Annotated in this window: 14 protein-coding genes and 1 riboswitch; of the genes, 5 read left to right on the top strand and 9 right to left on the bottom strand. The window is 70.8% G+C overall.

Translation table 11 applies throughout. The features are described from left to right. Window positions 1-66: 66 nt before the first annotated feature. From bioD to bioB, 3 genes are read right to left on the bottom strand one after another with little or no spacing between them, the layout of a single operon-like run. Window positions 67-756, bottom strand: coding sequence for a dethiobiotin synthase (gene bioD, locus HED23_RS20440; RefSeq protein ID WP_203184844.1), 690 nt, complete (start codon window positions 754-756; stop codon window positions 67-69). 1 nt (window position 757) lies between these two features. Next, on the bottom strand, window positions 758-2,062 hold the full coding sequence (locus HED23_RS20435; protein ID WP_203184843.1) for an adenosylmethionine--8-amino-7-oxononanoate transaminase: 1,305 nt from the start codon (window positions 2,060-2,062) through the stop codon (window positions 758-760). After that, on the bottom strand, window positions 2,055-3,239 hold the full coding sequence (gene bioB / locus HED23_RS20430; RefSeq protein ID WP_203187573.1) for a biotin synthase BioB: 1,185 nt from the start codon (window positions 3,237-3,239) through the stop codon (window positions 2,055-2,057). Before bioB ends, HED23_RS20435 begins: the two co-directional genes overlap by 8 nt. 142 nt (window positions 3,240-3,381) lie before the next feature. Here bioB and HED23_RS20425 point away from each other — a divergent pair, with 142 nt between their 5' ends. Beyond that, window positions 3,382-4,530 carry an 8-amino-7-oxononanoate synthase gene (locus HED23_RS20425; protein WP_203184842.1) on the top strand — a complete coding sequence of 383 codons (1,149 nt, stop codon included), beginning with the start codon at window positions 3,382-3,384 and terminating at the stop codon, window positions 4,528-4,530. On the opposite strand, the gene HED23_RS20420 is transcribed toward HED23_RS20425, so the two are convergent. Then, the gene (locus HED23_RS20420) at window positions 4,523-4,729 is read right to left on the bottom strand and encodes a DUF397 domain-containing protein (RefSeq protein WP_203184841.1); all 207 of its coding nucleotides are present in this window, start codon (window positions 4,727-4,729) and stop codon (window positions 4,523-4,525) included. The genes HED23_RS20425 and HED23_RS20420 overlap by 8 nt on opposite strands. Before the next feature lie 32 nt (window positions 4,730-4,761). Then, a complete protein-coding gene (locus HED23_RS20415; protein WP_203184840.1) occupies window positions 4,762-5,619 on the bottom strand; it encodes a helix-turn-helix domain-containing protein in 858 nt (285 codons plus the stop codon). A gap of 231 nt (window positions 5,620-5,850) precedes the next feature. Between HED23_RS20415 and HED23_RS20410 the strand changes: the two genes are divergently transcribed. Beyond that, the gene (locus tag HED23_RS20410) at window positions 5,851-6,282 is read left to right on the top strand and encodes an ATP-binding protein (RefSeq protein WP_203184839.1); all 432 of its coding nucleotides are present in this window, start codon (window positions 5,851-5,853) and stop codon (window positions 6,280-6,282) included. Window positions 6,283-6,322: 40 nt separating this feature from the next. On the opposite strand, the gene HED23_RS20405 is transcribed toward HED23_RS20410, so the two are convergent. Then, window positions 6,323-7,237 (bottom strand): LysR family transcriptional regulator, encoded by a 915-nt coding sequence (locus tag HED23_RS20405; protein WP_203184838.1) that lies wholly within the window; start codon window positions 7,235-7,237, stop codon window positions 6,323-6,325. Window positions 7,238-7,309: 72 nt separating this feature from the next. On the opposite strand from HED23_RS20405, the gene HED23_RS20400 reads away from it, so the two are divergent. Then, entirely contained in the window at window positions 7,310-7,957 is a 648-nt protein-coding gene (locus HED23_RS20400; RefSeq protein WP_203184837.1) for a LysE family translocator, read from the top strand. Between the two features lie 18 nt (window positions 7,958-7,975). Here HED23_RS20400 and HED23_RS20395 read toward each other — a convergent pair whose 3' ends face one another. The 3 genes from HED23_RS20395 to HED23_RS20385 form a co-directional block, all read right to left on the bottom strand. Beyond that, entirely contained in the window at window positions 7,976-8,449 is a 474-nt protein-coding gene (locus HED23_RS20395; RefSeq protein WP_203184836.1) for a C40 family peptidase, read from the bottom strand. Window positions 8,450-8,477: 28 nt separating this feature from the next. Beyond that, a riboswitch (cyclic di-AMP (ydaO/yuaA leader) is annotated at window positions 8,478-8,556 on the bottom strand. A gap of 434 nt (window positions 8,557-8,990) precedes the next feature. Beyond that, window positions 8,991-9,299, bottom strand: coding sequence for a hypothetical protein (locus HED23_RS20390; RefSeq protein WP_203184835.1), 309 nt, complete (start codon window positions 9,297-9,299; stop codon window positions 8,991-8,993). A 7-nt stretch (window positions 9,300-9,306) separates the two neighbouring features. Then, the gene (locus HED23_RS20385) at window positions 9,307-9,942 is read right to left on the bottom strand and encodes an ATP-dependent Clp protease proteolytic subunit (protein WP_203184834.1); all 636 of its coding nucleotides are present in this window, start codon (window positions 9,940-9,942) and stop codon (window positions 9,307-9,309) included. A gap of 88 nt (window positions 9,943-10,030) precedes the next feature. Between HED23_RS20385 and HED23_RS20380 the strand changes: the two genes are divergently transcribed. Further along, window positions 10,031-10,330: a type II toxin-antitoxin system Phd/YefM family antitoxin gene (locus HED23_RS20380; protein ID WP_203184833.1), complete on the top strand. Its 300-nt coding sequence runs from the start codon at window positions 10,031-10,033 to the stop codon at window positions 10,328-10,330. Window positions 10,331-10,848: 518 nt separating this feature from the next. Next, window positions 10,849-12,375 carry an alpha/beta hydrolase gene (locus HED23_RS20375; protein ID WP_203184832.1) on the top strand — a complete coding sequence of 509 codons (1,527 nt, stop codon included), beginning with the start codon at window positions 10,849-10,851 and terminating at the stop codon, window positions 12,373-12,375. The last annotated feature ends 10 nt before the right edge of the window (window positions 12,376-12,385 follow it).

Here is a 12,385-nt window from a genome sequence, read left to right as displayed (position 1 = left end):
CCTCCTCGGAGGGCACGTGGATACGGCTCTCCTTAGATTCTCCCCCGTAAGGCCCCGCTCAGCCGCTCATCCGGCCGGTCGATTCCCGCCGAGCTCCGGCGCCAGCCAACTCGCCGCCCCTGCGCGGAAGTCGGCCGGGTCCAACGCCCCCGCACCGGCCGGTACCGCGCCGAGCAGTGGGACGCCCGCCGCGACCGGAAGGTCGGCGATGTTGCACCGCGAGGCCAGGTCGGGCTCGGCGGGCATGCTTCCCACGACCACCCCGGGACACGCGAGTCCTCGCGTCCGCAGTGCCTCCACCGTCAGCGCGGTGGCATTGAGGGTCCCCAGGCCCGCGGGTGCGACCACCAGCACGGGAGCGGCCATCAGCCGCGCGGCGTCGGCGAGCGTCGCCCCCTGCTCGTCGTAGCGGACGAGCAGCCCGCCCGCGCCCTCGACCAGCACCAGATCATGCTCCGTCGCCAGCTTCTGGGCGGCCTCGGCGATCTCGTACGGACGTACGGGTGTGAGACCCGCTCTGCGCGCCGCTGTCTCAGGTGCCAACGGCTCCGGGAAGCGCGCCAGTTCGACGGCTGTCACATGTGCGCCGGCCAGCCGTGCCACCTCGGCGGCGTCCCCCGGCTCACCCGTGGCGAGACCCGTCTGGGCCGGCTTGAGAACCGCGACACGCAGTTCACGGTGAGCGGCCGCCACCGCCGCGGTCACAATCGTCTTGCCGATCTCGGTGCCGGTCCCGGTCACCACGAGGATCGTCATCTCAGCCCTCCTTCGCCGCGGCGCACACGGCCCGGCAGATCCGTGCCACGTCGTCGTCACCGGTCACATAGGGCGGCATCGTGTACACGAGATCGCGGAACGGCCTCAGCCACACACCCTCGCCGACCGCGGCCCTTGTCGCGGCGGCCATGTCCACCTCGTGGTCGAGCTGTACGACCCCGATCGCGCCCAGCACCCGGACGTCACGCACGCCCGGCACACCAACGGCCTCTGCCAGCCCCTGCCGCAGACCCGTGCCGATCCGCTTCACCTCCAGCTCCCAGTCCTGGCCCAGCAGCAGATCAACCGACGCGCAGGCCACCGCCGAGGCGAGCGGATTACCCATGAACGTCGGACCGTGCGCCAGCACCGGCACGTCTCCGCAGGAAATGCCCTCGGCCACCCGCGAGGTGCACAATGTCGCCGCCAGCGTCAGATAGCCCCCGGTCAGCGCCTTGCCGACACACATGACGTCCGGTGAAACACCAGCGTGCCCGGCCGCGAACAACTGTCCGGTCCGGCCGAACCCCGTCGCGATCTCGTCGAACACCAGCAGTACGTCGTTCTCGTCGCACGCCTCGCGGAGCACCCGCAGATACGCGGGGGAGTGGAAGCGCATCCCGCCCGCACCCTGCACCACCGGCTCCACGATCACCGCGGCCAGCTCATCGGCATGGGCGGCCACCAGCTCCCGCAGGTGCCTCGCGTAGGCCTCGTCCGGCTCGGCGTCGAAGCCGTCCGGAGGGGCGTCCGCGAAGATCTGCCTGGGGAGGGAACCCGACCACAGCTCGTGCATCCCGCCCTCGGGGTCGCACACCGACATGGGCTGCCAGGTGTCCCCGTGGTACCCGCCGCGCCAGGTCAGCAGCCGGTGCTTGGCGGGCCGGCCCGCCGAACGCCAGTACTGCAGGCACATCTTCACCGCGACCTCGACGGAGACCGACCCCGAGTCGGCGAGGAAGACGTGCTGCAGCGGCTCCGGCGTGATCTCCACCAGCCGGGCCGCCAGCCGGACGGCGGGCTCGTGCGTCAGCCCGCCGAACATCACATGGCTCATCCGGTCCAGCTGGCTGCGGGCGGCCTCGTTGAGCACCGGATGGTTGTAACCGTGGACAGCCGACCACCAGGACGACATGCCGTCCACCAGTTCGTCATGGCCGTGAGCGGGTTCCGCGAGCCGGAGACGCACCCCGGACGCGGACTCCACGACCAGCGGCTCCTGCCGGCCCGGCATGGGGCCGTAGGGGTGCCAGACGTGGGCCCGGTCCAGGGCGAGGAGTTCTTCGGGGCGGAGCTGATCAGGCATTGGGTGCGAGGTCCGTCCCCGCGCCGCGACGGCGGACCGCCACCAGGTCCTTACGCGCCACCATGGCCTGGGACGGCTCAGGAGCCTCCTCGGCGGTGTCGCCGCACGGAGCGCAGCCGCCCTCGTGCGAACCGCAGCCGCCGTCGTGCGAACCGCAGCCGACTGCCGTCTGGGCGCGGTGACGGGGGAGCGTCCTGGTGTCTGCTCCCTCCACCTCGAAGCCGGCGTCGGCGATCATGTCGAGGTCGGTCTGGCCAGACTGGCCCTCACTGGTCAGATAGTCACCCAGGAAGATGGAGTTGACCAGGTGCAGGGCGAGCGGCTGCATCGACCGCAGATGGACCTCACGCCCGCCCGCGAGCCGCACCTCGACGTCCGGGCACACGAACCTGACCATCGCCAGGATGCGCAGGCACCGCTGCGGCGTGAGGTGCCAGTCCTTCGCGAGCGGTGTCCCCTCCATGGGGATCAGGAAGTTCACCGGCACCGAGTCGGGATCCAGCTCGCGCAGCGAGAAGACGACGTCGACCAGGTCGGCGTCGGTCTCGCCCATTCCCGCGATCAGACCGGAGCACGCCGAGAGCCCGGCGGCCTGGGCCTGCTGCACGGTGTCCACCCGGTCGGCGTACGTGTGCGTGGTGGTGATGTCCCCGTACGTCCCCTCCGAGGTGTTGAGGTTGTGGTTGTACGCGTCGGCGCCCGCAGACCTCAGGCGGTCGGCCTGGCCCTCCGACAGCAGACCGAGGCAGGCGCACACCTCGACATCCTCGTGCTGCTCCTTGATCGCTTCGATGGTCTGCGAGACCCGGTCGACGTCGCGGTCGGTCGGTCCCCGGCCGCTGGCCACCAGACACACCCGCTTGGCTCCGCCGGCCACTCCGGCGGCGGCGGCCTTCTTCGCCTCGTCCGGCTTCAGCCAGGTGTACTTGAGGATCTCGGCCTTGGAGCCGAGCCGCTGCGAGCAGTACGAACAGTCCTCGGGGCAGAGCCCGGACTTCAGGTTCACCAGATAGTTCAGCTTGACGCGCCGGCCGAACCATTGGCGGCGCACCTTTCCGGCCGCGGCCACCACGTCGAGCAGTTCGTCGTCGGAGGTCGCCAGCACGGCGAGCGCTTCGTCACGGGTCGGCAGTTCGCGCCGCAGCCCCTTTTCCACCAGCGTGTTCAGCAGGTCCATGGCGTTGATCCTGACGTACGGCACCGCCATCGGCCAAGGAGGAACCGGACAGTAGAGCCGGCCGTTGCTGTGTGTATTGCCACACCCTGGCCCGTTGCGCACCCGGTTAGGGTCTGTGAGCTGCCTACAAAAGGACCTGCTCATGTCCTACGACCCGTTCGACTGGATCGATCAAGAGGCCCGGCGCCGTGCCGAAGCCGGACTCGTCCGGACGCTGCGCCCCCGGTCTGCCGAGACGGAACTGCTGGACCTGGCGAGCAACGACTACCTGGGGCTGAGCCGGAACCCTGAGGTCACCACGGCTGCGGCCGAGGCGGCACGGACGTGGGGCGCGGGTGCCACCGGCTCGCGCCTGGTGACCGGATCCACCGCGCTGCACACCGAACTGGAGCGCGAACTCGCCGAATTCTGCGGCTTCGAAGCGGCCCTGGTGTTCTCCTCCGGCTACGCGGCCAACCTCGCCGCCCTCACGGCGCTGACCGGCCGCGATTCGCTGATCGTGTCCGACGCCGGCAACCACGCGTCGATCGTCGACGGCTGCCGGCTCTCCCGTGCCGCCACAGCCGTCGTTCCGCACGCGGACCCCGAGGCTGTGCGGAAGGCGCTCCACACGCACGGCGGACGCGCGCTGGCCGTGACCGACTCCGTCTTCTCGGTGGACGGCGACGCCGCTCCGCTGGCCGGACTCGCCGGCGTCTGCCGTGACGCGGGCGCGGCCCTCCTCGTGGACGACGCCCACGGACTGGGTGTGCTGGGCGACGGCGGGCGCGGCGCGCTCGCGGCCGCCGGACTCGCGGGCGGTGAGGGGATCGTCGCCACGCTCACCCTCTCCAAGTCGCTCGGCAGCCAGGGCGGAGCCGTGCTGGGCCCCGCCCGGGTCATCAGCCATCTGGTCAACGCGGCCCGTACGTTCATCTTCGACACGGGTCTCGCGCCGGCGGCAGTCGGCGCGGCGCTGGGCGCACTGCGTCTGCTGCGCCGCGAACCCGAACGTGCCGCGAGGGCCGGGACCGTCGCCCTCGATCTGCACGCCCGGCTGACAGCGGCCGGACTGACCGCGGTCCGGCCCGACGCCGCAGTCGTGTCGGTCCGCGCGCCCTCGGCGGAGTCAGCGGTGCGCTGGGCCGCCGACTGCCGCGCGGCCGGCCTCGCGGTGGGCTGCTTCCGGCCGCCGTCGGTGCCGGACGGCATCTCCAGACTGCGGCTCACGGCGCGGGCGGACCTGACTCAGGACCAGGTCGCCACAGCCGTGGGCACGGTCCTCGCGACGGCGCCCCTGGCGGTCAGCTGACCGGGCGGGAGTCCAGCCCGGCCAGGAACGACGTCCATGTCCTCGCCGAGAAGCGCAGTGGCGGCAGAGCCGTGTCCTTGGAATCACGTACGGCGAGCCCGCCGTCTCCGAGCGGCGCCGTTTCCACGCAGTTGTTCATTCCTGTGCTGCGGCTGCTGCGCCGCCACCTGGGTGCGGGCTGTGCGGGACGGTCGGACATCGTGCCCCCCTCGGGCAGTCTGAAGGTTCCGCCTAACCGCCGCGGCCTACTGCGGCGATGAGGTCCAGCGAGTGCTCCGGCGACAGCGCGTGGGCCTGCATCGTGCGGAAGGCCGAGCCGTACGCCTCCAGGTCTTCTCTCCGCTCGAGATAGAGGCTACTCGTCAAGTGGTCAAGAACGACCACATCCAGATCAGAAGTGTTCGAAAAAGAGAGGATTACGAAAGGCCCCGTGAGGCCGATATAGCTCCCGGCCCGAAACGGCAGCAACTGGAGTGTCACATGCGGTAGTTGAGCCGCCCGGGTCAGGTGGTGCAGCTGCTGCTGCATCACCCGGGAGCCGCCCACCCCACGCCGAAGTACGGCCTCGTCGAGCACGGCGCTCAGCCGCAGGGGCCGGGGTGCGTGGAGCACGCTCTGCCGGGCGAGCCGGACCTCCACCAGGGAATCGAGCTGGGCCGGCGGCAGTCCGTCCAGCGAGGACCGTGTCACCGCTCGCGCGTAGTCGGCTGTCTGCAGCAGCCCCGGGACCACCGACGTCTCGAGCGTGCGGGCGGCGTCGGCCTGTGACTCCAGGCTGATGAAATCGCGGTACTGGGGCGGAATGAGTCCGCGATAAGCGTGCCACCAGCCGCTTCCGCCTCCGCCGGCAGAGCCGGCGAGCGCCTGGAGCAGGGAACGCAACTGACGGTCGTCCACGCCGTAGGCGTCCAGCAGCCGGGTCACGTCGTCGGGGGTCACCCCGCTGGCCCCCGTCTCGATCCGGCTCACCTTCGACTGGTGCCACCCCAGCATCCCGGCGGCCTCCCGGCTGGTGAGTCCCGAGGTGTGACGCAGGCTGCGCAGCTCCTCCCCGAGCTTGCGGCGGCGAACCGCAGGTCCGTTCCGCATGGCGGCCTCCTCCCGTTGAGCGGAGAGCCGCCCCGTGCGGGTCCGGCTCGGAAAGGGGCCAGTGTTGCGCCCGAGCACGGCTCAGGGAGCAGAGTTCACCGTAATGAGCGACAGATATATGCATATCTTGGTGGATCGCCGTCATGGGCGGCTGTATCGGTGGCAGTCTGGCGCGAAGCACAATCCAGGCCGCCCGTGGGTCGGTCGGGGCGGGAAAGGGACGGCGTCGCCATGGCAGACCATCAGGAAGCAACCGTCACCCTGCCGAGCGATCCGGCGTCGGTCTCCGCGGCCCGGAGACACGTGGCCCGGGTCCTCGCGAAATGGGGCCTGGCCGACGACTGCGACACCGCGGACACCATCCGGCTGATCGTCTCGGAACTCGCCACCAACGCCGTCCAGCACACGTTCGGGCAGTCGCCCACCTTCACCGTGGACCTCCGGCTCGACCGGGACGTGGAGTTCTATCTCGGCGTGACGGACAGCCACCCCCGCTGGCCCCAGCGGCTGCCCGCCGCCGTCCGGCAGGACAACGGCCGCGGCATGGTGATCATCCGGGCCCTGACGAAGGAGCACGGCGGACGGCTCGGTGTCAGCCCCACCGCGGACGGGGGCAAGACCGTGTCGATCGCCCTTCCCTGGCCGGTTCCCACGCAGACCTGACGCCGTCGGGCATGCCGCCCTCGCGGGGAGGGGGCCGCCCTCACACTGCGGAGGCCCGGCCGAAGCCACTGCGCATGAGCGCCATCAGCGTCGTCGCCGCAGCGGTATTGCGGTCCCCCCGGTGCACCACGGAGATCGTCCGCCGGAAAGCGGCGGGTTCCAGGCGCCGGACGGCGAGGGGCGCCGGGGACATCGCGGCCACCATCTCCGGCACCACGGCCACACCGAGGCCCGCACTGACCAGCGCGCAGACCAGGGCGTAGCCGGGCGACTCGCACACCACGGCGGGCGTCGCCCCCGCCTCGGCCAGCGCACGCTCAACCCCCCGCCGTGGCGGATGCTCCGGCGCACTGCTGATCAACGGACGGCCGGCCAGTTCGGCCACGGGCAGCGGGCCGCTGCCCTCGGACAGCATCTGCCCGAGCGCGGTGACCAGCACCAGCTCCTCGACGAGCAGCGGCTCGGCGGACACCCCCGCAGGCAGCGGGGCCGCGGCGGCGGGTTCGTACGCATGAGTCAGCGCCAGGTCCACGTCACCCGCAGCCACGGCTGAGACCCCGGCAGGCGGCTCGTAGTCCGTCACGGTCAGCTCCACGTCGGGGTGGGCGCGTTGGAACGCTGTGAGCACCGGCGGCAGCAGATGGATCCCGGCCGTCACGAACGTGCCGACCCGCAGCCGGCCGCCCGACAGACCCGAGAGCCGGGCCAGCTCGTGCCGGGCCTGGTCCATCTCGTCCAGCACGCGTCTCGCCCTTCCCGCCAGCAACTCACCGGCGGCCGTCAGCCGTGCCCCGCGGTGATGACGGACGAGGAGGGCGGCTCCGGCTTCCCGCTCGAGCTTGGACAACTGCTGCGAGAGCGCGGGCGCGGTGTAGCCCAGCCGCGCGGCTGCGCGCGTGATCGAGCCGGCCTCGGCCACCGCCACCAGCGCGGCCAGCCGTGTGGGGTCGTACATTAAGCATTCCTTTTGGCAGACCCAGAAGATTGCAAGTACACGCTAAAGGCCCCGGGCGGTCAGGGTGTACCCATGGACGCACAACTGCTCGCCTTCGTCGCCGTGGCCGCGGGAATGGTGGCGCTTCCCGGCGCCGACTTCACCGTGGTCGTACGCAATGCGCTCGCATCCCGGCGCTCCGGGCTTGCCACTGCTGTGGGGGTCGCCGGAGGGCTCGTGGTGCACACCGCCCTGGCCGTCGCCGGGCTCGCCGCCGTGCTCGTGACGATGCCCGTCCTGTTCCGCACCGTTCAGTTCCTCGGCGGTGCCTATGTGCTGTACCTGGGGCTCAGCGGTCTGTACGCGATGCGCCGCAGGGCCACCGCCGGTGCCGGGGCCGGTGCCGGTGAGGAGGACCCGGGCAGGGCGGTGCCGGGGGCCGGACGTTCGCTGCGCCAGGGCTTCCTGACCAACGCGCTCAACCCGAAGGCGCCCGTGCTCTTCCTCAGCCTGCTGCCTCAGTTCGTTCCCGACGGAGCCGCGCCGCTGCCCCGGACCCTGCTGCTGGCCTCGGTGGTCGTCATGCTCGCGCTCGTCTGGTTCCCGGCCGTCGCCCTGCTGGTGGACAGGCTGGGCCGGTGGCTGCGCCGGCCGCGTACCGCCCGTGCGATCGAGGGCGGCAGCGGCTCGGCGCTCACCGCGCTGGGGGTCGTACTCGTGACGGGGCCCCTGCTGCACTGACAGAGGTGGAATGGAGTCTCAGCGAACCCTCCCGTACCAGACGCTGCCGGACCAGATCTTCTCCAGCCGGACCACGGCGCCGGCCTTCGGTGAGTGCCAGATCTTCCCGCTGCCGGCGTAGATGCCGACGTGGTACACGCTGCGGCCCGCATGGAAGAAGACCAGGTCGCCGCGTTTCCGCTGCGACCTGGAGATATGGCGGGTCTTGTTGTACTGCTGCTGCGCCGTTCGTGGAAGTTTCTTGCCGGCCTTCTTGAACGAGTAGACCGTGAGCCCGGAGCAGTCGAACCGATGAGGGCCCGTGGCGCCCCATCTGTAGGGCGCGCCCTTCTTCGAGGCGGCGATCTTGAGCGCCTTCGTCGAGTGGGTGGTGGCGGCCTCGGCCTCGTTCACGAAACCGGGTGTCAGCATGGTGGTGCCTACGGCGAGAGTCAGGACCGAGGCCGTACCGACCCGGGCGAGCAGAGACGGGACATGAACCTGCGCAGTCATGCGCAACCCTTCGTCAGCCGCCTGTGAAGGATGACCTGTCGGGTTCGGGCTGGCGAAGTTGCCCGGCCGCACGCAGCGGCTTCACCCCGAGGGCCGCCCGGATCTCCGGTCGGCCCGTTGCGCTCGGGTCCTCCACTCCTGCCGATCCACTCCTGTCGACCAGGCATCCGGACGGCGGCAGGACTCGGCGTCCGCCCGGACCGCCCCGCCGCGGTGGCGGGGGCTTGTCGTCCCAGGGATCTTTACTCACGCGCTGCCGGATTTCCTCGTCGAAGTGGCGATATGTGAGAGTCGTCACCACTGATCCGATCGGGTGGACGTCGTCCTTCCCGAGCCGCGGCGGGCCCACCGGACCAGCCGTGTACCAGCGGCGGAACGACGCGTGCCGCCCAGTGTCCGCGCTAGTTGCGCAAGTTGGGCTGTCGCCCGGGAGGAGGAGCGTCTACGCCGATCGAGCGAGGAAAACTCATCGGCCCGTCGGGCGTGTCGTCAATGGGCGTCGAAACGCCGCTGTGACAACCGAGTCGGGCGGCCGAAGTGCTCAACTCGACGACGCGGGGGGCACGGCGATGCGTCCGGCGCGACGCTCTCCGTCCAACAGCCGCAGTGCCCTGGCCAGGGTGTCCGCGTGGATCTGTGACTCACCCCGCTCGTGCATGAGGACGAGCGCGTCGCGGAGGGCGGTGGCCCGGGAGGCGAGTGCCTGAGCCGCCCGGAGTGCTCCGTACGTGTCACTGCCGCGCGCGGGATTGATGCGGCCGAGCTGGTCGAGCACTTCCAGGTAGCAGTCGATGAACTCGGCCTCGGCGCGGGTCAGGGCAGGGAGCGGTGGGAACTGGGGTGAGAGCATCGGGCGTTCACCTCGCGGCGTGCGGTGGCTGGGACGGCGTGCGGTTCTCCATGACGTGGTCCACCAGCCCGAACGCCAGGGCGGCGGGGGCGTCGAGGATGGTGTCCCGTTCGATGTCGGCGCTGATCTCCTGTGTGGAACGCCCCGTGTGGCGGGCCAGCATGGCTGTGAGCAGCTCGCGCTCGCGCATCAACTCACGGGCCTGGATCTCCAGATCGGAGTGATGGCCCTGCACCGGCTCGTCCAGGGCGGGTTGCCGGATGACTACCCGGGCGCCGGGCAGGGCATGTCGGCGTCCGGGCGCGCCGGCCGCGAGCAGCACCGCGGCGACGGCACCCGCCTGGCCGAGGCAGAAGGTCTCCACCTCGCAGGCGAGGAAGTGCATGGTGTCGTAGATCGCCGTCATGGCGTTGAAGGAGCCACCTGGCGAGTTGATGTACAGGGAAAGGGGCCGGTCGGGGTCCTCGTGCTCCAGGTGCATGAACTGGGCGATCAGGTCGGTTGCGGCGGTGTCGTCGACAGGTGTGCCGAGGAAGACGATCCGCTCGGACAGCAGCTTCGAATAGGGATCCATGCTTCGGGATCCGTATGAGGTGCGCTCTGTGAACTCGGGCAGTACGTAGCGGGCGGCGGGACGGAACACGGCGATGCCTCTCCTCGGATCACAACGAATCGGAGTACGTAAAAAATGTACAGGACGTACAGGACGTACAGGAGGTTAGGATGGGGGCATGGCTTATGAGATTCCGGTGACGCAAGCCCGGGCGGAGCTCGCCGAACTGATCAACCGCGTCGTCTACGGGGGTGAGCGCGTGGTGGTGACGCGGCACGGAAAGCCGTTGGTCGCCTTGGTTTCTGCCGCCGACCTGCAGCGACTCGAGAACGAGGAGACCGCGGCACGGGAGGAGGCGGCCGAGGAGCAGGTGATCAGTTCGGTGTCGTCGATCCGCTCCTTGTCGTCCGCTCCGGGCGAACGGCACCGCTTCGGCATCGCCGCGGAGCACCGTGGCCACGAGGACCGGGATCGCTGACTCGTTCTGAGTCAGGGGCGGCCGACGCTGTCCTGAAGCGTGTCGCCAGACCTGTTCGGCGTTGCCGTTCCGGCGGTCATCCCTGGTCCGCATCCCTCAGGCGGGGCATTTGACCGCGACGACCGGCCCCGGCCTGCTCTGTTCATCTGCGGGGAGCCGAGGCTCGGTGACCTGGACGAGCCGCCCAGCCCGCTCGTTCAGGTCCACGAGCTGATCCGGCCGCCGTCTGCGTGGTGTCCCACGAACGGGTGCGGCCTCGCGATACCTGAGCACGCATGCCCAGGTATCGCCTGTTCGCTGCCGGGGCCGGATGTGGCTCGCGCCGAGTGATCGGTGCGAGCCCGGCGGGGGTCACTCGACAGGGGTCGGCACCGCCCGGCGGGGACCGCGAGTGAAGGTATCCGGCCGGGGTTCACCGGATGCCCCGGGCCGTGCTGCGGCTGGCGGGGGACAACCCCACCCGGTTCCGGGGACTGTCCGGAGTGTGCTGAGGTGTCAGTCACCCCTAGCGTGCGGGCATGTCAACTTCCCGGTACAGCAAGGCCTTTACGGCGTGTGCGGCGGTGCTCGCCGCCACCGCGACGACCACAGTCACCGCCACCGCCACCCCGGACCTGATGGCACCCTTCCACGGCCAGCACGTCGACTGGCACGCCTGCACCCTCGGTGCCGACGACGAGCTCGGTCCGACGCTGGACGCCGCGGGCGCCGACTGCGCCGACATCACCGTGCCGCTCGATTACGCCGCCCCCGGCGGTCGCACCATCACCGTCGCCATCTCCCGTCTGCAGGCCACAGACACCACCCACCGCGTCGGCCCGCTGCTGCTCAACGACGGGGGTCCGGCAGCCCCGGGCCTCCACATGCCACTGACCAAATCGGAGGTGATGGGAGAGGTCGCCGACCGTTACGACCTGATCGGCATGGACCCGCGCTTCGTCGGCCGGAGCACCCCACTGGACTGCGGCTGGGGCCTCGGCTCCGCACTCGTCCGCTCCGCAGGCGCCGACCTGGCGGCGTACCGGGAGGAGGTCGTGGTCGCGCGCGAACTGGCCCGGCGCTGTGAACGCGCCCACGGTGACGTGCTGCCGTACGTCACCACTCGCAACACCGCCCGCGACATGAACATCATCCGCGCCGCCCTCGGCGAGGACACTCTTTCTTACCTCGGCTACTCCTACGGCAGTTATCTCGGCGAGGTCTACACGCAGCTCTTCCCGGGCCGCACCGACCGCATGGTGCTCGACGGCGTGAACCCGCCGGAGTCCTACAGCCATACGCTGCTGCGCGGCGCCGAGGCGGCCAATGAGGCGGCCCTGCGCGCGTGGGCGTCGTGGGCCGCCGCACGGCACGGCACCTACGGGCTGGGCGCCACGCGCGGCAAGGTCCTGGCGACGGTGGAGCACATCCTCGGCGCCGCCGCACGGACGCCGCTGCGGATCGGGGAGACATACCTGCTGGACGAGCACGTGCTCCCCGCCCTCTTCATCGGCGGCCTCGGGAGTGACCTCGACGAGCGGCGCGCCGGCCTGGCCGGGACCGTGCGTCTCCTGGCACGCGCCGCGGACCGGGAGCCGGTCGAGCCGTCCGAAGCACTTGCCGGTCAGCTGGAGTTCCTGCTGACCGGGGCGGGGTCGGCATCCGCAAGTCAGATGACCGCGATCATCTGCGGCGACGTGGCCGAGCGGCGCGGAGTCGCCAGCTACCGGCGCGCGGTCGAGGCGTCCCGCGAGCGGTTTCCCCTCGCCGGGCCGCTGGCCAACAACATCACCCCCTGCGAGTTCTGGGACCGGCCCGCCGAGACGCCGACCGTGCTCGACAACGACGTCCCGGCCCTGCTCGTCGCCGCCACCGGAGACCCTCGCACCCTCTACGCCGGTGCCGAGGCCGTGCGCGAGCAGTGGCCGAGCTCCCGCCTGCTCACGGTGGTGGGCGCCCGCCAGCACGGCCTGTACGGCGAGTACGGCAGCGCCTGCGTCGACGGGCGCGTCAACGACTACCTGCGGACAGGACGGCTCCCCGCGCGCGACCTGACCTGCGACTGACCTGCGAGGC

The sequence above is a fragment of the Streptomyces pratensis genome (assembly GCF_016804005.1).
GTDB classification, from domain to species: Bacteria; Actinomycetota; Actinomycetes; order Streptomycetales; family Streptomycetaceae; genus Streptomyces; species Streptomyces pratensis_A.
Note: the sequence above shows the minus strand (reverse complement) of the source record. Positions and strands in the feature narration are given on the sequence as shown.